Annotated in this window: 19 protein-coding genes; 16 read left to right on the top strand and 3 right to left on the bottom strand. The window is 43.5% G+C overall.

Going from position 1 to position 24,684, the window contains the following annotated elements; all coding sequences use genetic code 11:
- Window positions 1-2,076 (bottom strand): pullulanase-associated domain-containing protein (locus GMD4S_RS04205; RefSeq protein ID WP_000723754.1); only part of this gene is annotated, 2,076 nt, incomplete at its 3' end.
- A 441-nt stretch (window positions 2,077-2,517) separates the two neighbouring features.
- Between GMD4S_RS04205 and rpoB the strand changes: the two genes are divergently transcribed.
- The 10 genes from rpoB to GMD4S_RS04155 all read left to right on the top strand — a co-directional run bounded on the left by rpoB (window position 2,518) and on the right by GMD4S_RS04155 (window position 16,058).
- Window positions 2,518-6,129, top strand: a complete 3,612-nt coding sequence (gene rpoB, locus GMD4S_RS04200; protein WP_000907170.1) for a DNA-directed RNA polymerase subunit beta — start codon at window positions 2,518-2,520, stop codon at window positions 6,127-6,129.
- Between the two features lie 32 nt (window positions 6,130-6,161).
- Window positions 6,162-9,827 carry a DNA-directed RNA polymerase subunit beta' gene (gene rpoC / locus GMD4S_RS04195; RefSeq protein ID WP_000228754.1) on the top strand — a complete coding sequence of 1,222 codons (3,666 nt, stop codon included), beginning with the start codon at window positions 6,162-6,164 and terminating at the stop codon, window positions 9,825-9,827.
- Window positions 9,828-9,938: 111 nt separating this feature from the next.
- On the top strand, window positions 9,939-10,358 hold the full coding sequence (gene ndk / locus GMD4S_RS04190; RefSeq protein ID WP_000438309.1) for a nucleoside-diphosphate kinase: 420 nt from the start codon (window positions 9,939-9,941) through the stop codon (window positions 10,356-10,358).
- Window positions 10,359-10,492: 134 nt separating this feature from the next.
- On the top strand, window positions 10,493-11,116 hold the full coding sequence (locus GMD4S_RS04185) for a hypothetical protein (RefSeq protein WP_000240908.1): 624 nt from the start codon (window positions 10,493-10,495) through the stop codon (window positions 11,114-11,116).
- An 83-nt stretch (window positions 11,117-11,199) separates the two neighbouring features.
- Window positions 11,200-11,643 carry a tRNA (adenosine(37)-N6)-threonylcarbamoyltransferase complex ATPase subunit type 1 TsaE gene (tsaE, locus tag GMD4S_RS04180; RefSeq protein WP_000556957.1) on the top strand — a complete coding sequence of 148 codons (444 nt, stop codon included), beginning with the start codon at window positions 11,200-11,202 and terminating at the stop codon, window positions 11,641-11,643.
- A complete protein-coding gene (locus tag GMD4S_RS04175; protein ID WP_000455519.1) occupies window positions 11,633-12,154 on the top strand; it encodes a GNAT family N-acetyltransferase in 522 nt (173 codons plus the stop codon). Before tsaE ends, GMD4S_RS04175 begins: the two co-directional genes overlap by 11 nt.
- A gap of 4 nt (window positions 12,155-12,158) precedes the next feature.
- On the top strand, window positions 12,159-13,199 hold the full coding sequence (lytR, locus tag GMD4S_RS04170) for a glycopolymer--peptidoglycan transferase LytR (RefSeq protein WP_000592170.1): 1,041 nt from the start codon (window positions 12,159-12,161) through the stop codon (window positions 13,197-13,199).
- A gap of 72 nt (window positions 13,200-13,271) precedes the next feature.
- Window positions 13,272-14,528, top strand: a complete 1,257-nt coding sequence (locus tag GMD4S_RS04165) for a competence/damage-inducible protein A (protein ID WP_000642673.1) — start codon at window positions 13,272-13,274, stop codon at window positions 14,526-14,528.
- A 54-nt stretch (window positions 14,529-14,582) separates the two neighbouring features.
- Window positions 14,583-15,734 carry a recombinase RecA gene (recA, locus tag GMD4S_RS04160; RefSeq protein WP_001085519.1) on the top strand — a complete coding sequence of 384 codons (1,152 nt, stop codon included), beginning with the start codon at window positions 14,583-14,585 and terminating at the stop codon, window positions 15,732-15,734.
- 129 nt (window positions 15,735-15,863) lie between these two features.
- Window positions 15,864-16,058 (top strand): PspC domain-containing protein, encoded by a 195-nt coding sequence (locus GMD4S_RS04155; protein WP_000415528.1) that lies wholly within the window; start codon window positions 15,864-15,866, stop codon window positions 16,056-16,058.
- A gap of 131 nt (window positions 16,059-16,189) precedes the next feature.
- On the opposite strand, the gene GMD4S_RS04150 is transcribed toward GMD4S_RS04155, so the two are convergent.
- On the bottom strand, window positions 16,190-16,744 hold the full coding sequence (locus tag GMD4S_RS04150; protein ID WP_000060281.1) for a GNAT family N-acetyltransferase: 555 nt from the start codon (window positions 16,742-16,744) through the stop codon (window positions 16,190-16,192).
- A 109-nt stretch (window positions 16,745-16,853) separates the two neighbouring features.
- Here GMD4S_RS04150 and GMD4S_RS04145 point away from each other — a divergent pair, with 109 nt between their 5' ends.
- Window positions 16,854-18,224: an MATE family efflux transporter gene (locus tag GMD4S_RS04145; protein ID WP_008277623.1), complete on the top strand. Its 1,371-nt coding sequence runs from the start codon at window positions 16,854-16,856 to the stop codon at window positions 18,222-18,224.
- Between the two features lie 96 nt (window positions 18,225-18,320).
- Window positions 18,321-19,037, top strand: a complete 717-nt coding sequence (locus tag GMD4S_RS04140) for a YebC/PmpR family DNA-binding transcriptional regulator (RefSeq protein WP_000532894.1) — start codon at window positions 18,321-18,323, stop codon at window positions 19,035-19,037.
- A 49-nt stretch (window positions 19,038-19,086) separates the two neighbouring features.
- Here GMD4S_RS04140 and GMD4S_RS04135 read toward each other — a convergent pair whose 3' ends face one another.
- Entirely contained in the window at window positions 19,087-19,791 is a 705-nt protein-coding gene (locus tag GMD4S_RS04135) for a CD20-like domain-containing protein (RefSeq protein ID WP_033587326.1), read from the bottom strand.
- A 192-nt stretch (window positions 19,792-19,983) separates the two neighbouring features.
- Between GMD4S_RS04135 and GMD4S_RS04130 the strand changes: the two genes are divergently transcribed.
- From GMD4S_RS04130 to GMD4S_RS04115, 4 genes are all read left to right on the top strand, one after another.
- Window positions 19,984-20,445: a MarR family winged helix-turn-helix transcriptional regulator gene (locus GMD4S_RS04130; protein WP_000360517.1), complete on the top strand. Its 462-nt coding sequence runs from the start codon at window positions 19,984-19,986 to the stop codon at window positions 20,443-20,445.
- Window positions 20,429-22,198 carry an ABC transporter ATP-binding protein gene (locus tag GMD4S_RS04125; RefSeq protein WP_000731794.1) on the top strand — a complete coding sequence of 590 codons (1,770 nt, stop codon included), beginning with the start codon at window positions 20,429-20,431 and terminating at the stop codon, window positions 22,196-22,198. The genes GMD4S_RS04130 and GMD4S_RS04125 overlap by 17 nt, the downstream gene beginning before the upstream one ends.
- Window positions 22,188-23,948, top strand: a complete 1,761-nt coding sequence (locus GMD4S_RS04120) for an ABC transporter ATP-binding protein (RefSeq protein WP_000428386.1) — start codon at window positions 22,188-22,190, stop codon at window positions 23,946-23,948. The genes GMD4S_RS04125 and GMD4S_RS04120 overlap by 11 nt, the downstream gene beginning before the upstream one ends.
- Window positions 23,949-24,044: 96 nt before the next feature.
- A complete protein-coding gene (locus GMD4S_RS04115) occupies window positions 24,045-24,548 on the top strand; it encodes a phosphatase PAP2 family protein (protein WP_000800953.1) in 504 nt (167 codons plus the stop codon).
- Window positions 24,549-24,684 lie beyond the last annotated feature (136 nt).

The following is a 24,684-nucleotide window of genomic DNA, read 5'->3' as shown; positions in this document are numbered from 1 at the left end:
GCTTGAGTACATACCAGTCAAGGAGAAGTAGTTTTGAGGGTCATATCCCCAGTTGTAGTTGCTGTTGCTTGAAGCGTAGGCAGACAAACGTTCATGGTTTTTCAATTCATTGACAAAGTAGTAAGACAAGACTGGAAGGAGCTGGATGTGGGTCACACCCAAGTCTTTGAGATAGTCTAATTTTTCGATAAAGGCTTCGAAGGTACCGAATGGTTTGGTCAAGTCTTTTGCGATGGCAGGATCCGAAGTGAAGTCACGCACATGAGCTTCATAGATAACGGCATCTTCACGTGATTTGAAGTTACGAATCTTTCCATAGGTCAAGTCTTGCGGACCTAACTTCGCTGGATCGACAAAGGCAGCTTTAGCGACCTTATGAGCGGCATCTGTTTTTGCTAGGTCACTGTTCCAAGCCGCTAATGATTTGGCATAAGGGTCAAGAACGAGGACAGTTTTACCTTGGCGCTCGATTTGGTAGTGGTAGTAGTAGCCAGTGTAGTTGCTGATACCGAGACCAGAGTTTGCATCCAGAGTTTGTTTCCAGGTTCCTTTTTCTCCTTTTTCAAGGGGGACAGTTCCAACTACCTTTTCAGGGTCTTTCTTGTCATAGACAACAACGGAAACCTTATCAGCACTTGGAGACCAGAGGGTGAGGTCAACACGCTTGCCATCTTCTTTCAGAGTTGCGCCGAGTGGCCCATCGTAACTGTAGGACTCATCCTTGAGGCGCCAGCTTGAACGTGTGGTAAAGCGGTCTGAATTGTAGCTGACAGTGTAAGGGTGTTGAGTGTCAGAGAAGTCGCCGATGTAGGTCACTTTTTTACCTGCCTCATCCACTTCCACGTCTGTGATAGCTACTTTATTCCCTTGGTAATCAGTGATGCTGGAGTGTTTGAGGATATCGTCTTTCTTAGCTCCAACGAGGGTAGAAAAACTGCTTTCGATACGAGATTTAGCCACGTGTTGGGCACCAGTCATACGGATATCGTGAACGTAGTAGGGGTTGGTGTAGATGGTTTCGTCATCATCTTTGAGGAAAATCTGACTGTGATTTTTTAGATCAGTGAATTTATAATCTTCTTTTCTGATTTTCACATCATCGCCTTTCTTGCTTTCGTCTAGTAATAAAAATCCAAATTCTCTTGCAGCTTCATTGAGTGGGATATCAATGTAGCGTCCATATTTTCCAGTTGCGGTAAAGTCAGTACCGTCAGGCCATTCTCCACTGCTTGGGTTTTTGACATCGCCCCAATACCAGAGAGATTTTTTGTCATAGTTTCCATCGGTGCGGTAGTAGTTGACACGAATAGTTCCTGCTGGTTGAGGGCGGTAGTTGTATACCTTGTAGTTTTCATCTAGCCAGGCCTCATTCATTTTTGGAGAGAGGCGCTCTACAGAACGGTCTCCCGTCAGGTTATCCCCCTTGGTATTGTTGATGAGGAAGCTGACTTTCTTGGCTTGCTCATTTTTGAGTTTGACATCTAGATAATAGCCGTAGTCATCTTGCTTGGCATCCTTGAAGGACTTGGCTCCATTGGGCCAGTTTTCAGACGGTTTTTCAACATCGTCCCAAGTCCAAAGACCTTGAGAATCTTTGTTCTCTTCAGGGAGTTTTTTTACATGGATACGGAAGTGGTTGTCTGCGATGGGTTCTTCAGAGGATGTGTCAGCTTGTGGTTTTTGTTCTGAAGTTGGCGTTGCAGTGCTGTTATCTACTTTCTCTTCCTTGCTGTTAGCCTGGCTTGTAGTAGCATCTTCTGTTTTAGGTGTTTCTAGTGCTGTAGTAGTTTCCACAGCTGGAGCTTCTTTTTTAGAATCAAGGGAAGCGTTTGCATTCTTTTGTTCAGAAATAGGCGTTTCCTTTTGAGTTTGACTCGTTTCAGTCTCAGTAGGGGCCTTGGTCACAGCGCTGGTATTTTTCTGAGTTTGAGGAAGGTTTTCATTGGCCGAAATAGTTGGCATTGCAGCAGAAAGCAGGACAATGCTGGCACCAATGAGGACAGAACCAGTTCCGTTCTTCAAGGAACGGATACCATAAATCATTTTTTTCTCAGTTTGAGATGGGATCTTTTTCATCACAATTCTCCTTGTGTAGTTGTTCCCTATCAGTATAGCACGAGGTAAACATTAGTGCAAGCGTTTTCCTAATTTTTGAGAGAAAATATAATGCTTCATTCTCTTGAAATTTTAAAATAATATATAGGAAAAGATTGTTAAAAAATAGTAAAAAAACCTTGAAAAATCTAGCTAAATAAGGTATAATATGAATAATCATTTGTCGTAGGTTTTGTCTGAAATATTGTCCAGACAAGGCTCACAGCAGTTAAATCTTCTGGAAAAGTCAGATTTAGCTGCTCTTTTTGTGCTTTTTTTCAGGTTTTTGAGTGCTTGTAACAAAAATTTAAAGATTCTGAAAATTCATCAAAGGGACACGGTGATAGGGGTTTTAAAAACCATATGACGATTAGAAAAGCCTGATTGACAAGGCTTGGAATTTATTTACAAAGGAGAATCATCTTGGCAGGACATGACGTTCAATACGGGAAACATCGTACCCGTCGTAGTTTTTCAAGAATCAAAGAAGTTCTTGACTTACCAAATTTGATTGAAATTCAAACGGATTCATTCAAAGATTTCCTAGATCACGGTCTTAAGGAAGTATTTGAAGATGTATTGCCAATTTCAAACTTCACAGACACAATGGAGTTGGAATTTGTTGGCTATGAAATCAAGGAACCAAAATACACGCTCGAAGAAGCTCGTATCCACGATGCTAGCTACTCAGCACCAATTTTTGTAACCTTCCGCTTGATCAATAAAGAAACAGGCGAAATCAAGACCCAAGAAGTCTTCTTTGGTGATTTCCCAATCATGACCGAAATGGGTACTTTCATTATCAATGGTGGTGAACGTATTATCGTTTCTCAGTTGGTCCGCTCACCAGGTGTTTACTTTAATGACAAAGTAGACAAGAACGGCAAAGTGGGCTATGGTTCTACTGTTATCCCTAACCGTGGAGCTTGGTTGGAACTTGAAAGCGACTCAAAAGACATCGCTTATACTCGTATCGACCGTACTCGTAAGATTCCATTTACGACCTTGGTTCGTGCGCTTGGTTTCTCAGGTGATGATGAAATCTTTGATATCTTTGGTGATAGCGAATTGGTTCGCAACACCGTTGAAAAAGATATCCACAAGAATCCAATGGACTCTCGTACAGACGAAGCCTTGAAAGAAATCTACGAACGCCTTCGTCCAGGTGAGCCTAAGACTGCTGAAAGCTCACGTAGCTTGCTTGTAGCACGTTTCTTTGACCCACGCCGCTACGATTTGGCAGCTGTTGGTCGTTACAAGATCAATAAAAAACTCAACGTTAAAACACGCTTGCTCAACCAAACCATTGCGGAGCCATTGGTAGACCCTGAAACTGGTGAAATCTTGGTAGAGGCTGGTACCGTTATGACTCGCAGTGTGATCGAGAGTATCGAGCACCACTTGGATGGCGACTTGAACAAGATCATTTATATTCCGAATGATGCAGCTGTTCTGACAGAACCAGTTGTCCTTCAAAAATTCAAGGTTGTTGCCCCAACAGATCCAGACCGTGTTGTAACCATCATCGGAAATGCCAATCCAGACGACAAGGTTCGCGTTGTAACTCCTGCGGATATCCTTGCAGAGATGAGCTACTTCCTTAACTTGGCAGAAGGTATCGGACGTGTGGATGATATCGACCACCTTGGAAACCGTCGTATCCGTGCAGTTGGTGAATTGCTTGCCAACCAAGTACGTCTTGGACTTTCTCGTATGGAACGTAATGTCCGTGAACGTATGTCTGTTCAGGACAATGAAGTTTTAACACCACAACAAATCATCAATATCCGTCCTGTAACAGCAGCGGTTAAAGAATTCTTTGGTTCATCACAGTTGTCACAGTTCATGGACCAACACAACCCGCTTTCTGAGTTGTCTCACAAACGCCGTTTGTCAGCCTTAGGACCTGGTGGTTTGACACGTGACCGTGCAGGATATGAAGTACGTGACGTGCACTATACTCACTATGGCCGTATGTGTCCAATCGAGACACCTGAAGGACCTAACATCGGTTTGATCAATAACTTGTCATCTTACGGACACTTGAATAAGTATGGATTTGTTCAAACACCATACCGTAAGGTTGACCGTGAAACAGGTGTTGTGACCAATGAAATCGTTTGGTTGACAGCCGATGAAGAAGATGAATTTACTGTAGCGCAGGCTAACTCTCGTCTTAACGAGGACGGTACTTTTGCTGAGAAAGTTGTCATGGGACGTCACCAAGGGGTCAACCAAGAATATCCAGCAGAAGTGGTTGACTACATGGACGTGTCACCAAAACAGGTAGTTGCCGTTGCGACTGCATGTATTCCTTTCTTGGAAAACGATGACTCCAACCGTGCTCTCATGGGTGCCAACATGCAACGTCAGGCTGTGCCTTTGATTGATCCAAAAGCACCTTACGTTGGTACTGGTATGGAATACCAAGCAGCTCATGACTCTGGTGCTGCTGTTATTGCTCAGTATGATGGTAAAGTTACATACGCAGATGCTGACAAGGTAGAAGTACGCCGCGAAGATGGTTCATTGGACGTTTACCACATCCAAAAATTCCGTCGTTCAAACTCAGGTACTGCCTACAACCAACGCACTCTCGTTAAAGTTGGCGATGTTGTTGAAAAAGGCGATTTTATCGCTGACGGACCTTCTATGGAAAAAGGGGAAATGGCGCTTGGACAAAACCCAATCGTTGCCTACATGACATGGGAAGGTTACAACTTTGAGGATGCCGTTATCATGAGCGAACGCTTGGTCAAAGACGATGTCTACACATCTGTCCACCTCGAAGAATACGAATCAGAAACACGCGATACAAAGCTTGGGCCTGAAGAAATTACTCGTGAAATTCCAAATGTTGGTGAAGATGCTCTTAAAGACCTTGACGAAATGGGTATTATCCGTATCGGTGCTGAGGTTAAAGAAGGCGATATCCTTGTAGGTAAAGTCACACCTAAGGGAGAGAAAGACCTTTCAGCTGAAGAACGTCTCTTGCACGCTATCTTCGGAGATAAGTCTCGTGAAGTGCGTGACACTTCTCTTCGTGTACCACACGGTGCCGATGGTGTTGTTCGTGATGTTAAGATCTTTACACGTGCAAATGGCGATGAGTTGCAATCTGGCGTTAACATGCTGGTTCGCGTCTACATCGCTCAAAAACGTAAGATCAAAGTCGGAGATAAGATGGCCGGACGTCACGGAAACAAAGGGGTTGTCTCTCGTATCGTCCCTGTAGAAGACATGCCTTACCTTCCAGACGGAACTCCAGTCGACATCATGTTGAACCCACTTGGGGTACCATCACGTATGAATATCGGTCAGGTTATGGAACTCCACCTTGGTATGGCAGCCCGTACTCTTGGTATCCACATCGCAACACCAGTCTTTGACGGAGCAAGTTCTGAAGACCTTTGGGACACTGTTAAAGAAGCAGGTATGGATAGCGATGCCAAAACAATCCTTTATGATGGACGTACAGGTGAGCCGTTTGACAACCGTGTATCAGTTGGTGTCATGTACATGATCAAACTCCACCACATGGTTGATGATAAATTGCACGCGCGTTCAGTCGGACCATACTCAACCGTTACCCAACAACCACTCGGAGGTAAAGCTCAGTTTGGTGGACAACGTTTCGGTGAGATGGAAGTTTGGGCTCTTGAAGCCTACGGTGCGTCAAATGTTCTTCAAGAAATCTTGACTTACAAGTCTGACGATATCAACGGACGTTTGAAAGCTTATGAAGCTATTACAAAAGGAAAACCAATTCCAAAACCAGGTGTTCCAGAATCCTTCCGAGTTCTTGTAAAAGAATTGCAATCTCTTGGTCTTGACATGCGTGTCCTTGACGAAGATGACCAAGAAGTGGAACTTCGTGACTTGGATGAAGGAATGGACGAAGATGTCATCCACGTAGATGACCTTGAAAAAGCCCGCGAAAAAGCGGCCCAAGAGGCTAAAGCAGCCTTTGAAGCTGAAGAAGCTGAGAAAGCAACAAAAGCGGAAGCAACAGAAGAAGCTGCTGAACAAGAATAAGCAGTTCACTTAGAATAGAAAGGGAAGAAATAGTGGTTGATGTAAATCGTTTTAAAAGTATGCAAATCACCCTAGCTTCTCCAAGCAAAGTCCGTTCATGGTCTTATGGAGAAGTCAAAAAACCTGAAACAATCAATTACCGTACCTTGAAACCAGAACGTGAAGGACTCTTTGACGAAGTCATCTTTGGTCCTACAAAAGACTGGGAATGTGCTTGTGGGAAGTACAAACGCATTCGTTACAGAGGGATTGTTTGTGACCGCTGTGGGGTTGAAGTGACGCGTACGAAAGTTCGTCGTGAGCGTATGGGGCACATCGAGTTGAAAGCTCCTGTATCTCACATTTGGTATTTCAAGGGGATTCCAAGCCGTATGGGCTTGACCCTTGATATGAGTCCTCGTGCCCTCGAGGAAGTTATCTACTTTGCGGCTTATGTAGTGATTGATCCTAAGGATACACCACTTGAGCACAAGTCTATCATGACAGAGCGCGAATACCGTGAGCGCTTGCGTGAGTATGGTTATGGGTCATTCGTTGCCAAGATGGGTGCCGAAGCTATCCAGGACCTCTTGAAACAAGTAGATCTTGAAAAAGAAATTGCTGAACTCAAAGAAGAGTTGAAAACAGCTACTGGACAAAAACGTGTCAAAGCCATCCGCCGTTTGGATGTTTTGGATGCCTTTTACAAGTCTGGAAATAAACCTGAATGGATGATTCTCAACATTCTTCCAGTTATTCCACCAGATCTTCGTCCAATGTTGCAGTTGGATGGTGGCCGTTTTGCCTCATCTGACTTGAACGACCTTTACCGCCGTGTTATCAACCGTAACAACCGTTTGGCTCGTTTGCTTGAGTTGAATGCACCAGGTATCATCGTTCAAAATGAGAAGCGTATGCTGCAAGAAGCGGTTGACGCTTTGATTGATAATGGCCGTCGTGGTCGTCCGATTACAGGACCAGGTAGCCGTCCACTCAAATCATTGAGCCACATGCTCAAAGGGAAACAAGGACGCTTCCGTCAAAACTTGCTCGGTAAACGTGTTGACTTCTCAGGACGTTCCGTTATCGCCGTTGGTCCAACTCTTAAGATGTACCAATGTGGTGTACCACGCGAAATGGCGATTGAGCTCTTTAAACCATTCGTCATGCGTGAAATCGTTGCCCGCGACATTGTGCAAAACGTTAAGGCAGCTAAACGCTTGGTAGAACGCGGAGACGAACGTATCTGGGATATTCTTGAAGAAGTAATCAAAGAACACCCAGTTCTTTTGAACCGCGCACCGACCCTTCACCGTTTGGGTATCCAAGCCTTCGAGCCAGTCTTGATTGATGGTAAGGCCCTTCGCTTGCACCCGCTTGTCTGTGAAGCCTACAATGCCGACTTTGACGGGGACCAAATGGCCATCCACGTACCGCTTTCAGAAGAAGCTCAAGCAGAAGCTCGTATCTTGATGTTGGCTGCTGAGCATATCTTGAATCCGAAAGATGGTAAACCAGTTGTTACTCCTTCTCAGGACATGGTTTTGGGTAACTACTACTTGACCATGGAAGAAGCTGGTCGTGAAGGTGAAGGAATGGTCTTCAAAGACCGTGACGAAGCGGTTATGGCTTACCGTAATGGTTATGTTCACCTCCACTCACGTGTTGGTATCGCGACAGATAGCCTCAACAAACCTTGGACTGAAGAGCAAAAACACAAGGTCTTGCTTACAACAGTTGGTAAAATCCTCTTCAACGACATCATGCCAGAGGGTCTGCCTTACTTGCAAGAACCAACAAATGCCAATTTAACAGAAGGTGTTCCAGCTAAATACTTCTTGCCACTAGGTGGAGATATCAAGGAAGCAATCAGCAATCTTGAACTCAACCCTCCATTCAAGAAGAAAAATCTTGGGAATATCATCGCTGAAATCTTCAAACGTTTCCGTACGACAGAAACTTCTGCCCTACTTGACCGCATGAAGAATCTCGGATACCACCACTCAACTCTTGCAGGTTTGACAGTGGGTATTGCCGATATCCCAGTTGTTGAAGACAAGGCTGAAATCATCGAAGAATCACACAAACGTGTAGAACAAATCACCAAACAATTCCGTCGTGGTATGATCACAGACGACGAGCGCTACAACGCTGTTACAGCTGAATGGCGTGCAGCCCGTGAAAAATTAGAGAAACGTTTGGTTGCCAACCAAGATCCTAAGAACCCAATCGTTATGATGATGGACTCTGGAGCCCGTGGTAACATCTCAAACTTCTCACAGCTTGCCGGTATGCGTGGTCTGATGGCCGCTCCGAACGGACGTATCATGGAATTGCCAATCCTTTCAAACTTCCGCGAAGGTTTGTCAGTACTCGAAATGTTCTTCTCAACTCACGGTGCCCGTAAAGGTATGACCGATACGGCCCTTAAGACAGCCGACTCAGGTTATTTGACTCGTCGTTTGGTTGACGTTGCCCAAGATGTGATCATCCGTGAGGACGACTGTGGAACAGACCGTGGTCTCTTGATCCGTTCTATCGCAGAAGGAAAAGAGATGATCGAGTCTCTCGAAGAACGCCTCAACGGTCGTTACACTAAGAAAACTGTTAAACATCCAGAAACTGGTGCAGTGATCATCGGTCCAAATGAGTTGATTACAGAAGACAAGGCGCGTGAAATTGTCAATGCTGGTGTGGAAGAAGTGACTATCCGTTCCGTATTTACATGTAACACTCGTCATGGTGTCTGCCGTCACTGTTACGGTATCAACTTGGCGACTGGTGATGCGGTTGAAGTTGGTGAAGCAGTTGGTACAATCGCTGCCCAATCTATCGGGGAACCTGGTACACAGCTTACAATGCGTACCTTCCACACGGGTGGGGTTGCCTCAAATACCGATATCACTCAGGGTCTTCCTCGTGTCCAAGAAATCTTTGAAGCCCGCAATCCTAAAGGGGAAGCGGTCATCACAGAGGTCAAAGGACAAGTTACAGCTATCGAAGAAGACGCGTCAACTCGTACCAAGAAAGTCTTCGTTAAGGGTGAAACTGGAGAAGGCGAATACGTGGTACCATTTACAGCCCGTATGCGCGTCGAAGTTGGAGACCAAGTCTCTCGCGGTGCGGCATTGACAGAAGGTTCTATCCAACCGAAACGTCTCCTCGCTGTTCGTGATGTCTTGTCAGTTGAAACCTACCTTCTCGGTGAAGTACAAAAAGTTTACCGCAGCCAAGGGGTAGAAATCGGTGACAAACACATCGAGGTAATGGTTCGTCAAATGATCCGTAAAGTTCGTGTCATGGATCCAGGTGACACAGACCTTCTTATGGGTACTCTCATGGACATCAACGACTTTACAGATGCTAACAAGGATGTTCTTATCGCAGGTGGAGTCCCAGCGACTGGTCGCCCAGTTCTTATGGGAATTACCAAAGCCTCACTTGAAACCAACAGTTTCTTGTCAGCGGCTTCCTTCCAGGAAACAACTCGTGTCCTTACAGATGCGGCCATCCGTGGTAAGAAAGACCATCTCCTTGGACTCAAGGAAAATGTTATCATCGGTAAGATCATCCCAGCTGGTACTGGTATGGCTCGCTACCGTAACCTTGAACCACAAGCCGTTAATGAAGCAGAATATCTGGCTCCAGAACAAGAAGAGGCAGAACTTGCTCCTGTAGAGGAAGTTGTGGAAATCCAAGTTGAAGAAACAGTAGAATAAAAGCAAACAAGAGAACCTTTGGGTTCTCTTTGTTTTATTTCAGAAAAATTTTCCCACTTTTTCATAAAGTATGGTAGAATAGAAGAACTAAAATGCCAAGGAGGTGTCCGTATGGAACAAACATTCTTTATCATTAAGCCAGATGGTGTGAAAAGAGGGCTGGTTGGTCAGGTTCTGAAAAGAATTGAGGAGCGTGGTTTCAAAATCGAAAAATTAGAGTTGCGTTCAGCAGTTTCAGAAGTTTTGATTGACCAACACTATCAAGACTTGGTTGAAAAAAGTTTTTATCCTCCTATCCGTCAGTTTATGACCTCAGGACCGGTAGTGGTGGGCATTCTATCAGGTCCGAAAGTGATTGAAACTTGGCGTAGTATGATGGGAGCTACTCGTCCAGAAGAAGCCTTGCCTGGAACTATCCGAGGAGATTTTGCTAAAGCAGCAGGAGACAATCAAGCTATTCAAAATGTAGTTCATGGCTCCGATTCGGAAGCTTCTGCAAAACGTGAAATTGCTCTCTGGTTTAAGGATTAGACTGGTAAAAGAACAGTTCTGTGCACAAGAGAGCTGTTTTTTGGTCAGTTGAGCACAAAAAAAGAACACTTGAGGCGGAAACAATCATTTCAAACTCCTCACAAGGTATAATCCCATATAGGGAGGGAAAAGAAATGGTAAAATCAATTCGCCTATTGTTACTGATTGCAGTCATCCAGATTAGTTTTAGTAGTTGCCTATTATGGAAAGAATCCTTTTTATCTTTAAAACAGACCAATGCTTACTTTTTGATTTTGATAGTAGGAATTTCTGTTTTGTGCGCTGGGATAAATTATTTCCATACAGCAGACCAGTCTAGACATAGTATTTTACATGTTCAAAAGAAAGTGAGCCTTGTTTATTGCCTCCTTTTAGTAGTCAATCTTCTGGCAACCTGTCTGGTTCTCTCAGAAAGCATCCAAACCACTAGCAAATTGCAGCAGGAACTGGTTGACCTCTTTTTACCCTCCTTCTTTTTCTTGCTAGGAGTAGATCTATTGATTTTCTTACCTTTTGATAAAATTTTTCGCGATATAGAAAATCACCTAAATAAAAAGAAAACAGTCGTCATTTCCGTTCTAGCTACGATGGTTTTCTTGAGGAATCCCTTAGTGATTTCCTCGATTTTCTTTTATATCAGTGTTGGTTTTCTATGCGCACGTTTCCTTTTTCCCAAATGTATCCAAAGGGAAATCTCCTTTTATGGGCACCTGATTCGGGATATCCTGTTTGTTTTTTCAATAGTTGTATTCTTTTAAGTGGAGGAGAATCTTTCAAAATTGTTATAGTAAGTCCATAAAGAAAATTCACACAAAAGAAAACTTTTTGGTATAATAGTAGCATGCACACAAAAAATGAAGAAGAGCTTCTAGCTCTCGGAGAAAGATTAGGTCATTTGCTTCAAAAAGACGATGTTCTAATCTTGACTGGAGAGTTAGGTGCGGGTAAAACAACCTTTACAAAAGGCCTTGCCAAGGGCTTGGATATCTGTCAGATGATTAAAAGTCCAACCTATACCATTGTTAGAGAGTATGAAGGGCGTTTGCCACTTTACCACTTGGATGTCTACCGTATCGAAGGGGACGCTGATTCTATTGACTTGGATGAGTTTCTCTTTGGTGGCGGTGTGACTGTTATTGAGTGGGGGCATCTTTTGGGTGAAGATTTACCAGATTCTTACTTGGAGTTGGAAATTTTGAAAGAAGCTGATGGTCGTTGTCTTCATTTTACGGCTCATGGCTCTCGGGCTGAACAACTCATCAAGGAGTTTCAAGATGGAGTATGAGTTGTGTATTCGTGAGGCAGAGATGTCAGATGCTACAGCCTTGATTGCATTTTTAGATTGTGTCGGTCAAGAGACAGACTTTACTAGCCTAGATGAAAATGGCATCATGATGACAGCTTCTGAAATGGCTCTTTTTATCGAAAAACAAGCTGCATCAGAGAATCAAATTACTCTCCTCGCCTTACTGAATGATGAGATTGCAGGAGTCTTAAATATCACAGCAGACCAACATTTAAGAGTTCGACATATCGGTGATGTTTTTCTAGCAGTTCGCAAGAAATTTTGGAACCAAGGCTTGGCGACTATACTTCTAGAAGAAGGCATCGAGTGTGCTAAAGTCAGTGGCGTCTTGCGCCGTTTGCAACTTAGTGTACAAAAACGAAACGAGGCTGCAGTCCACCTCTATTCAAAAATGGGATTTATCACAGAAGGCTTACAAGAAAGAGGAGCCTATTTAGCAGAAGGGATATTTTTAGATGTTTGTCTTATGGGCAAGCTGATAGATGAATAACAAGATGATCAAAAAATTAATTGGAATGGTGCTAGCTTTTCTAGCAGTAACAGTTGTAGGTGTAGCGGTTTATGGTTACACCATTTTCCAACAAGGAACAGCAACCTTGAGTGAAAAGACTTATAAAAAGATTGGTGAAGAAACCAACGTTATCGAAGCGACGGAGCCTCTGACCATCCTCTTGATGGGGGTAGATACGGGAAATGTGGAACGTACAGACCCGTGGGCGGGAAATAGTGATTCCATGATTCTCCTGACGGTTAATCCCAAAACAAAGAAAACCACAATGATGAGTTTGGAACGGGATATTTTGACCAAGATTGAGACTGGAAACGGTCAAGTTCAGGAAGCCAAACTCAATGCGGCCTATGCTAATGGTGGTGCGGAACTTGCAATTTCTACTATTCAAAAGATGATGAATATCCACATTGACCGCTATGTGATGGTTAACATGCAGGGGCTTCAACAATTGGTGGATGCGGTTGGTGGAATTACCGTCAACAATACACTCGGTTTCCCAATTTCGATTGCTGACCAAGAGGAGTTTAATAAGATTTCTATCGGTGTTGGAGAACAAACCTTGAATGGGGAGGAAGCTCTGGTGTATTCACGGATGCGTTACCAAGACCCAGAGGGAGACTATGGTCGTCAAAAACGTCAACGTGAAGTTATTCAAAAGATCGTTGAGAAGGTTTTGAGCCTAAACAGTGTGAGTCATTATCAAGGTATCCTCAAAGCTTTGAGTGATAACATGCAGACCAATGTGGACTTGTCAGCTAAGAGCATTCCACAATTGCTCGGCTATCAAGATTCCTTCAAGAATATCGAAACGCATCAATTGCGTGGGGAAGATGCTGAGCTACAGGGAATTTCTTATCAGATTGTCACTTCAGAACATATGCTCGAAATGCAAAATCTCTTGCGTAGTTCGCTAGGTAAAGAGCCAGTGACAGAATTGGAAACCAATGCGGTACTGTACGAAACAGCCTTTGGTCGGACAGCACCTTCAACCAGTACGAACGCTTCAAACGAAGAAGCAGAATAAGAAAAGAATCAAATCGTGGGAAATTTCCTGCGATTTTTTCAAAAAAATTCGAATAGATAAGTAGGAGGAAACATGAAAGCAGAAATTATTGCTGTAGGAACAGAAATTTTAACAGGGCAGATTGTCAATACCAATGCTCAGTTTTTATCAGAGAAACTAGCCGAAATCGGGGTAGATGTCTACTTCCAAACAGCTGTTGGAGATAATGAAGCTCGTCTTTTGTCCTTGCTTGAGATTGCGAGTCAACGTAGTAATCTTGTGATTTTGACAGGGGGCTTGGGACCAACCGAGGATGATTTGACCAAACAAACCCTGGCAAAATTTTTGGGAAAAGATCTAGTGTTTGACCCTCAAGCGCAAGAGAAACTGGATATTTTCTTTGCTCATAGACCTGACTATGCTCGGACACCGAATAATGAGCGCCAAGCCCAAATTGTAGAAGGGGCGACTCCACTGCCAAATGAGACAGGTTTAGCAGTAGGAGGGGTGTCAGAAGTGGATGGCGTGACCTACGTGGTCCTCCCAGGACCACCTAGTGAATTGAAACCCATGGTCTTAAATCAACTCTTACCCAAGTTAATGACTGGTACCAAGTTATACTCACGAGTGCTCCGTTTCTTTGGAATTGGGGAGAGTCAGTTGGTGACCATTTTGGCGGATTTGATTGACCATCAAACCGATCCGACCTTGGCGCCGTATGCCAAGACGGGAGAAGTGACCTTGCGTTTGTCTACAAAAGCAGTTAGTCAAGAAAGGGCTGATCAAGCACTGGATATCTTAGAAAATCAAATCTTGAGTCGCCAAACTTTCGAGGGAATTTCTCTACGAGACATCTGTTATGGATATGGGGAAGAAACCAGTCTCGCAAGTGTCGTTGTAGAAGAGCTAAAGAAGAGACAGAAAAGCATTACTGCGGCAGAAAGCTTGACGGCAGGTCTCTTTCAAGCGACATTAGCAGACTTTTTGGGCGTCTCAGCAATCTTTAATGGCGGTTTTGTCACTTACAGCCTAGAAGAAAAGTCCAAGATGTTGGATATTTCCGAGCAAGAGCTAAAAGAACACGGGGTTGTTTCTGGGTTTACGGCTCGAAAAATGGCAGAGCAGGCACGGATCAAGACTCAGTCTGATTATGGAGTTAGTTTGACGGGTGTGGCAGGGCCAGATAGCCTAGAGGGGCATCCAGCTGGTACAGTTTTTATTGGATTGGCACATGCAAAAGGGACAGAGGTGATCAAGGCCAATATTGCAGGACGGAGTCGAGCAGATGTTCGACATATTGCGGTCATGCATGCCTTTAACCTAGTTCGCAAGGCTTTATTAAGTGACTAAATTTTGGTATAATGAAAGATAGGTCTAAGGACCAGTAGAATATAGGAGAACAAAATGGCGAAAAAACCAACAAAAAAATTAGATGAAATTGGGAAAAAATTTGGAGCAGACCGTGAAAAAGCATTGAACGATGCTCTTAAATTGATTGAGAAAGACTTTGGTAAAGGCTCAATCATGCGCTTGGGTGAGCGCGCGGAGCAAAAAGTTCAAGTGATGAGCTCAGGCTCATTGGCTCTGGACATTGCTCTTGGTTCAGGTGGTTATCCTAAAGGACGTATCATCGAAATCTATGGACCAGAATCATCTGGTAAGACAACGGTTGCCCTTCACGCTGTTGCGCAAGCACAGAAAGAAGGTGGTATTGCAGCCTTTATCGATGCGGAACATGCTCTTGACCCAGCCTATGCTGCAGCCCTTGGTGTGAACATTGACGAATTGCTCTTGTCACAACCAGACTCAGGAGAGCAAGGTCTTGAAATTGCTGGAAAATTGATTGACTCAGGTGCAGTTGACCTCGTCGTTATTGACTCAGTTGCAGCCCTTGTACCTCGTGCGGAAATTGATGGGGATATTGGAGACAGTCACGTTGGTTTGCAGGCTCGTATGATGAGCCAGGCCATGCGTAAACTCGGAGCTTCTATCAATAAAACCAAGACAATTGCCATCTTTATTAACCAGTTGCGTGAAAAAGTTGGGGTCATGTTTGGAAATCCAGAAACAACACCTGGTGGACGTGCTTTGAAATTCTACGCTTCAGTCCGTTTGGATGTTCGTGGAAGCACACAAATCAAGGGAACTGGTGACCAAAAAGATACCAATGTCGGTAAGGAAACCAAGATCAAGGTCGTGAAAAACAAGGTGGCTCCACCATTTAAGGAAGCCTTTGTTGAAATCATGTACGGAGAAGGGATTTCTAAGACTGGTGAGCTCTTGAAGATTGCAAGTGATCTCGATATCATCCAAAAAGCGGGAGCATGGTACTCTTACAAGGGTGAAAAAATCGGACAAGGATCTGAAAATGCTAAGAAATACTTGGCGGATCACCCAGAGATTTTTGATGCCATTGACCACCAAGTTCGTGTTCAATATGGCTTGATTGAAGATGAAGAAGGGACAACTCCTACCACTGTTTCGGAAGATCTAGCACCTAACCAAGAAGTAACGCTTGACCTAGGCGACGGACTTGAAATCGAAATTGAAGATTAAAAATGAAAGCGGAGAAGTCCTTCTCTGCTTTTTATGTTTAATTATTAAGTCTCCATAAGCTTCAAAAGCGTAATAAAAGAGTATTTAATCAAAAAAATTAAAACATTCTATAAAAAGGAGACTACTATAATGGAAAAACGCCTTGTTCGTAACGTACAAGACAAAAAGATTGCTGGTGTTTGTGCAGGTATCGGTGACTACTTTAACATGGACCACACACTTGTTCGTGCACTTTGGATCATCTTCACCCTACTTGGTGGTTCTGGAATCTTAGCTTATGCTGTTCTCTACTTCCTTCTTCCAGAAGGCAATGCAGAAGCTTAAGCCATAGAGAGAATAAAAGTTTATTCTGATCAGTTGAAAATAAAAAATGCATGTAATCGTAAATTACATGCATTTTTATATGTAGCTTCTATCGAAAAAGAGAGGTTCTTCACCAGATGGATAAGTCTTGTTTAATGGTCACTAAAACGACGATACTCTATATGAAAGTCAAAATAATGTTCATTCTGTAACTTTTGGAAGATGTCGCGATAGGCCTCTTCGTCAAAATGGTCGCCACGGTAAAGAATTTCAAAACTCAAACCATCGTACTCTAGAAAAGCGTTGGCTGATTTAAAGCCATTTTGGCGATAGAAGTCCATGCGGGCCTTCCTTTGCTCCAAGTTATCGCATTCTTCATCTAATCGCTCGACTTCTAGCAACATGGTTCGCTGGTAAAAATCGGTTAGTTTTTCGATAATTTCCTTTCCATACCCGTGGCTTCTCAGGTGGGGCATGATGGCAAAAAAACTGATATAGAAAGCTTTTGGGTTGGAAATAGAGAAAGCAAAGCCGACAAACTCTTCCTGGTTATAAAAGGCAAAGAAGTGGGCATCATCTCGGTCCTGATAGCGCAAGAACTCAGACAGAGGGACTCGTTCTTCTTCAGGGAAAGCTTCCTTGTTTAGCTTTTCAACCTTATCCAGATCGGGAAATACATCGGTAATTAATTGACTGGTCAAACTCATAAATGACCTCCTTTTCTTGATTATAGCAAATTGTCTCTCTGTAAGCAATTGATTGCAAACTTAGTGACAGAGCCTTGTCGCTCCTTTAGAAAGCTGATATAATAGCTTTATGAATAAGAAACGATCCGTGGACTTGATACATGGTCCCATTCTTCCTGCGCTGTTAAGCTTTGCCTTTCCAATCTTGCTGTCAAATATTTTCCAACAGCTTTATAATACAGCTGACGTCTTGATTGTTGGGCGTTTTCTTGGTCAAGATTCTTTGGCTGCAGTAGGGGCGACAACTGCCATTTTTGATTTGATTATAGGTTTTACGCTTGGTGTTGGCAATGGGATGGGGATCGTCATTGCCCGCTATTATGGGGCTCGTAATTTTACTAAAATTAAAGAAGCAGTAGCAGCAACTTGGATTTTAGGTGCTCTTTTGAGCATTGTGGTCATGCTGATGGGCTTTGTCGGTCTGTATCCACTCTTGCAATATTTAGATACCCCTGCAGAAATCCTTCCTCAATCCTATCAATATATTTCTATGATTGTGACTTGTGTCAGTGTCAGCTTTGCCTATAATCTTTTTGCAGGCTTGTTGCGGTCTATTGGTGACAGTCTAGCAGCCCTTGGATTCCTGATTTTTTCTGCTTTGGTCAATGTGGTTCTGGATCTCTATTTCATTACGCAACTGCAACTGGGTGTTCAATCTGCGGGACTTGCTACCATTATCTCACAAGGGTTGTCAGCGCTTCTTTGCTTTTATTATATCCGCAAAAGCGTTCCAGAACTCTTGCCACAGTTTAAACATTTCAAATGGGACAAGAGCTTGTACGCGGATCTCTTGGAGCAAGGTTTGGCTATGGGCTTGATGAGTTCGATTGTGTCTATTGGTAGTGTGATTTTACAGTCTTCTGTCAATACCTTTGGCGCAGTGATTATTAGTGCCCAAACAGCGGCACGACGCATTATGGCCTTTGCTCTGCTTCCGATGACGGCCGTTTCTTCTGCCATGACGACCTTTGCCTCTCAGAATCTCGGTGCGAAACGACCAGACCGCATTGTTCAAGGTCTTCGAATCGGCAGTCGACTGAGCATGTCTTGGGCAGGTTTTGTCTGTATCTTTCTCTTTTTTGCTAGTCCGACCTTGATTTCCTTCTTGGCCAGTTCGACAGATACTTACTTGGTAGAAAATGGTAGTCTTTACCTGCAAATCAGTTCAGTCTTTTATCCGATTTTGAGTCTCTTGTTGATTTATCGCAATTGCTTGCAGGGCTTGGGGCAAAAAGTCCTTCCTCTAGTTTCCAGCTTTATAGAACTAATCGGGAAAATTGTTTTTGTAGTTTTGATTATCCCTTGGGCAGGCTATAGGGGAGTTATCCTTTGTGAACCCCTTATCTGGGTTGCCATGACCACCCAACTGTACTTTTCACTTTTCCGCCATCCCCTGATAAAAGAAGGCAAGGCAATCTTGGCAGCCAAAGGACAATCCTAGCTGGATTTGCTGAATAAAATCCATTTCCTCTAGTGAAAATCGAAAAAACTTGTGTTATAATAAGAAAGATTAAAATGTGAAAAAAGGAGATTCCTAATGGGACGTAAATGGGCCAATATCGTAGCCAAGAAAACGGCTAAAGATGGAGCTAACTCTAAAGTATATGCAAAATTTGGTGTAGAAATCTATGTAGCAGCTAAAAAAGGTGATCCAGACCCAGAATCAAACACTGCTTTGAAATTCGTTATCGACCGTGCGAAACAAGCCCAAGTGCCAAAACACGTTATCGATAAAGCGATTGATAAAGCAAAAGGAAACACAGACGAAACCTTTACAGAAGGACGTTACGAAGGTTTTGGACCAAATGGTTCTATGTTGATTGTGGATACCTTGACTTCAAACGTCAACCGTACCGCAGCCAATGTCCGTGCAGCTTTTGGTAAAAACGGCGGAAACATGGGTGCTTCAGGTTCAGTTTCATACCTCTTTGATAACAAGGGTGTGATCGTATTTGCGGGTGAGGACGCTGATGCAGTCTTTGAGCAATTGCTAGAAGCAGATGTGGATGTGGACGATGTAGAAGCAGAAGAAGGAACAATCACTGTTTACACAGCTCCAACAGACCTTCACAAGGCTATCGTTGCCCTTCGTGAGTCTGGTATCGAAGAATTCCAAGTGACTGAATTGGAAATGATTCCTCAGTCTGAAGTGGAATTGTCAGGCGAAGACCTTGAAACCTTTGAAAAACTTTACAGCGTTCTTGAGGACGACGAAGACGTACAAAAGATCTACACAAACGTAGATGGATTCTAATAGAAAAACGAACAGTTTTACTAGCTGTTCGTTTTTTTGATATTTGAACTTAGACTCTGGTTTCAGAATCGTTTTGTTTCTTGCTTTTTTCTAGACCTAGACCGACTGCATGTTTTTGGACGAGCAAGAGCTGCCCATTGTCATCTTTTGCAAAAGTTAAGGTAACAGTCTTGATCTTGTCACCAATGGAGATATAGGTGATTTTTCTCGTATCATAGCCTCCGATAGTGGAGTCAAACTCGGAGTCTGGTAGTCCGTGTTTTTTGATAATATCCTTGTAGTTGGTACCACCTTTTCCTTTGTTATCAAGGTCACCTTCGATTAAGGCGTCGAACTGTTCCTGGGTCCAGGTGAAGTTATCGTCTTCTTCCTCCTCTGGGATGGAATAGGCGCTATCATCTGTCAAGTCGCTTTCTTCTTCGCGCTCCATTGAGGCACTTGCCTCGCTGTAGGAACGGTTAAACTCCCTGATAAACTCTTTGTAGACATTAGCGTACAGTACTTGGGTCGTAAAGAAAAGTACAACAGAAGCAACTGCGAGGGATGTTCCGATAATGGCCATGGTTTTCCGTTTTTTGAGATTGACGATAAGGCCGATAATCCCCAAGATAAATGCGACAATGGCGATGAAAAATGATAGATAGTTAATAAATGGAATCCAGGACCCTAAAAGTGCGATGGCTCCAAAAATGGTTGCTAAGATTCCTAAAACTCGTTGTTCTTCTGGTTTCATTTGAACGTTTTCTCCCTTCATCGAGTGAATGGATTTCTATCCACAGTAGTTAGTGCTTATTATAGAAAAAATATTGCCTAATGTCAATTTAAACTAAAATAGTTCTCTTGGAAACTTTTTTCTTGACATCTTTTCTGAAAATGATAAAATAGTTCTCATGGGAACTTAAATAGTTCTTGTGAGAACTATATTTATCGTAAGAAAGGAGCAATCATGGACAAGCCGATGTTAATGTTCAAACGTTTTGGACACCAGCTTCATCTGATGGTACAGAAAGAAGCTAAGCGATGTGGCATTGAATTTATGGGTGGACCGCAAGGGCAGGTTCTGCGTTTTTTAGATCATTGTGAACAAAAAGAGGAATTGGTCTTGATTAAGGATATCGAGCAGGAACTCAATATTACCAAATCTGTGGCGAGTAATCTAGTCAAGCGTATGGTGCAAAATGGTTTGGTTGAGCTAGAGGCCAGCCCGAGCGATAAGCGGGCAAAATTTGTTCGCCTGACGGAGAAATCGCGTTCGCAGATGCAAAAAGTTAAGGCTTTTTTTGATCGGATCGATCAGAGTCTGCTAGAGGGGGTTTCAAAGTCAGACTTGGCAATCTTTGAAAAGGTTCTCGGTCAGTTGCAAGAAAATGTTGAGAAGATAGGAGGAGAGAATGAAGAAACTCGCTAAACGTATTACAGGAAAAGAGTGGGGAATGATCATCCTTACGATTCTGTTCACTTGTTTCTCGGTCTATCTAGAGTTAGAGGTACCGACCTATATTTCACAAATTACAGAGTTACTCGGAACGTCTGGAACGCAGTTGGGTGAACTCTGGTCACCAGCTGCGAAGATGATTGGTTTGTCTTTATTGGCTTTCTTTTCATCTGTTATGGTGGGTTTCTTTGCTGCTCGTGTTGCAGCATCCTATACAACCCATCTACGTAGAGACGTATTTCATCGCGTTTTAGATTTTTCACAGACAGAGATCAAGCGCTTTTCAATCCCAAGTCTTTTGACTCGGACGACCAATGATATTACCCAGGTACAGATGCTCTTTACCATGGGCTTGCAAGTGGTTACTCGTGGGCCGATTATGGCTATCTGGGCCATTGGAAAAATCCTTGGGAAATCGGAATACTGGCTCTGGGCGGTCGTTGTGGCTGTTATTGTCAATGTCTTGATGACCACTGTTCTTATGACTCTGGCCTTTCCAAAACAATCTGTTATCCAAAAATTGACAGATAAACTCAATAGCATCACTCGTGAAAGCTTGACTGGGATTCGAGTTGTTCGCGCATACAATGCCGAAGATTACCAAGATGAAAAATTCGAAGCAGCCAACGATGAGGTAACACGTCTCAATCTCTTTGTCAATCGATTGATGGCCATTATGAACCCGATTATGATGGCGATTTCCAGTGGACTAAGTTTAGCTATTTACTGGATTGGTGCCTACATTATCAACGATGCAAGTTTGGCAGAACGTCTGCCACTCTTTAGTGATATGGTGGTCTTCATGTCCTATGCTATGCAGGTCGTGATGGGATTCCTTCTCATGGGAGCACTCTTTATTGTTCTTCCTCGTACCTTGGTTTCGGCAGGACGTATCAATCAAGTATTGGATCTGCATTCTTCTATTGAAAATCCTAGTCATACACAGACAGCGGATCCTTCAGTTCAAGGACAAGTGGAATTCCGCGATGTAACCTTCCGCTACTCTAAAAACTCAGAAGCAGTCGTGGAACATGTCACTTTCAAAGCAGAAGCGGGTCAAACCGTAGCCTTCATCGGATCGACTGGATCAGGTAAGTCTACGCTTGTCAACCTCTTGCCACGTTTTTACGACGTTTCAGATGGACAAATCCTAGTGGACGGAGTTAATGTGCAAGATTACGATTTGGAAGATTTGCGCAATAAGGTCGGCTATATCCCTCAAAAAGCAGTCCTCTTCTCAGGAGATGTCAAGGGGAACTTGGACTTTGGTAAGAGCAAAGAAACTCCTCTAAGCGAAGCTGCTATGTGGCAATCCTTGGAATTGGCCCAGTCTAAAAGCTTCATCGAAGACAAGGAAGCAGGTCTTGCATCAGAAGTGGCTCAAGGCGGAACCAACTTCTCAGGAGGTCAAAGACAGCGTTTAGCCATTGCGCGTGCCTTGGCTCGTAAACCAGAGATTCTCATCTTTGATGATTCCTTCTCAGCCTTGGACTACAAGACAGATCGTGTCCTTCGCCAAGAGCTAGCTGAGAAAACAAAATCCATGACCAAGCTCATCGTAGCGCAACGGATTTCTACCATTATGGACGCCGACCTGATCTTAGTTTTGGATCAAGGTAAAGTCGTGGGACAAGGCACCCACAAGGAACTTCTTGCAACCAACGAAGTCTACCAAGAAATTGCCTACTCACAACTATCGAAGGAGGAATTGGAACATGGAAAATAAAAAAGTTTCGGTCTGGAAACAGTGCAAACCTTATATGGCAGGCCTCCAACTTCCTCTCCTAATAGCAGTTGTGGCTGCAGTCATTTCAAGCATCATTACCGTTTATGGTCCAACTAAGATTAAAGAAATTACTAACTTGATTTCAGATGGCTTGGCTACAGAAATCGACTTGGTAGCTGTGTCAAACATTGCTGGATTTTTGGTTGTCCTATATGTGTTTGGAGCTATCCTTAATTATACACAGGCCTATATATTTTCAACGAGTATCCAACATTTTTCAAAACGCTTGCGGACGGCTATCGCTGAAAAAATCAATCGTTTGCCACTTGGCTATTTTGACCGTCATTCACAAGGAGACACCCTTTCGCGCGTGACCAATGATGTGGATACAGCAGCGCAATCTCTCAACCAAAGTCTAGGGACAGTTCTTTCAGCTAGTTTCTTGTTGATTGCTGTCTTGGTGACCATGTTTGGGATGAACTGGATTTTAGCTCTCGTAACAGTGGTCTCTACGCTTGTTGGTTTTGCGGCGGTTTCCGTAATCATGGCCAAGTCACAGGGTTATTTTAAAGCCCAACAAAATAATCTAGCAGCCGTCAATGGTTATGTGGAAGAGATGTACTCTGGCCATAATGTAGTGACCAGCTACAACGCAGTGGACACCTCCAAAGCGAGATTTGCAGGGTTAAACCAAGACTTGCATGACAGTATCTGGAAATCTCAGTTTATCTCTGGTATCATGATGCCAGCCATGTTCTTTGTTGGGAACTTTAGTTATGTCTTAGTCATCATCGTTGGTGCCGCGCTGGCGTTAGAAGGGCATATCACGATAGGGATTATCGTAGCCTTTATGGTTTACGTACGGACCTTCTCCCAACCTCTGTCACAGATTGCCCAAGGGATTACGAGCCTGCAACAAGCGAGTGCAGCCATGACTCGTGTATTAGAATTTCTAGCTGAAGCAGAGATGCAAGATGAATCTCGTAAGGAAAGACAATTGAGCAACATGAAAGGGGAAGTAGTCTTTGATCATGTGTCCTTTGGATATACACCAGAGCGCACCATTATCCATGACTTTTCTGCGACAGCTCATGCAGGTCAGAAGGTTGCTATTGTTGGACCGACTGGGGCTGGGAAGACAACCATTGTCAATCTTTTGATGAAGTTCTATGAGCTAGATAAGGGAAGTATCCGTATCGATGGTGTCGATACCAAGGACATGAAGCGTTCGGAAGTACACGATGCCTTTTCAATGGTCTTGCAGGATACTTGGCTCTTTGAAGGAACCATTCGAGAGAACCTGATCTATAATCAGACAGACATCAGTGATGAACGAATGATAGAAGCTAGCAAGGCAGTGGGAATCCACCACTTTATCATGACTTTGCCAGATGGCTACGATACTGTTTTGGATGACACCGTGACCTTGTCTGTTGGACAGAAACAGCTCTTGACCATTGCTCGTGCCCTTCTCAAAGATGCACCGCTCTTGATTTTGGATGAAGCGACATCTTCAGTCGACACACGTACAGAGGAGTTGATTCAAAAAGCTATGGACCGTTTGATGGAAGGACGCACATCCTTTGTCATCGCCCACCGCTTGTCAACTATTCGTAATGCCGATTTGATTCTTGTCATGAAAGATGGCAATATCATCGAGCAAGGCAATCATGAGGAACTAATGGCGCAAGGTGGCTTCTACGCTGACTTGTACAATAGTCAATTTACAGAAGACGAAGCAGAAGAATAAATCAAAAGAAGGCTTGACGGCCTTCTTTTTCTGCACTATACTAGAAGATAAACGTCTCACCTGTAGACGAAAACAAGGTAATGAATGAGAAATTTAATGAAAAATTATCAAGAATGGTATAGCAACCTTAGCTCCAAACTAACTAGCCATCCCACCCTTTTATTTCTATTGCTTAATTTCAATCGTTTGATGACAGTCGCCATGCCCTTGGTCTATCTGACTTTGCTAGTCATCACTTGCCTGCAACTAGGACTTGGTCAGCAGGTTGGGGTTTATGTGCTTATTCCTGCATCAGGCTTTGTGATCTTGTCCCTTTTTCGTAAGAAAATCAACCACCCGCGGCCTTATGAAACTTGGGATATCTGTCCCCTGCTTGAAAAAGATAGCTCGGGACAGTCGATGCCCAGTCGCCATGTTTTTTCGGCAACTATCATCTCCATGGCCTGTCTGCATGCTAGTCTACCTGTTGGCTTAGCATGCTTGCTCTTCTCAGCTTTGCTGGGCTTGGTGAGGGTTTTAGGGGGCGTTCATTATCCCAAGGATGTCTTGGTTGGCTATGCTTGTGGTCTGGTGTGGGGATTCCTTTTCTTCCTATTCTGACATGTAAGTTAAGCTAGTCCTACAACCACTTACTGCTTCAAATTGACCACTTGCTTTTTTGCCCTTGTATTCCTAACTTAGCTTTGATATAGTAGAGTCAGAAAGGAGATGTGATGAAGTTACGAATTGAGATTGA

It is taken from the genome of Streptococcus sp. GMD4S, from assembly GCF_000296955.1.
Note: the sequence above shows the minus strand (reverse complement) of the source record. Positions and strands in the feature narration are given on the sequence as shown.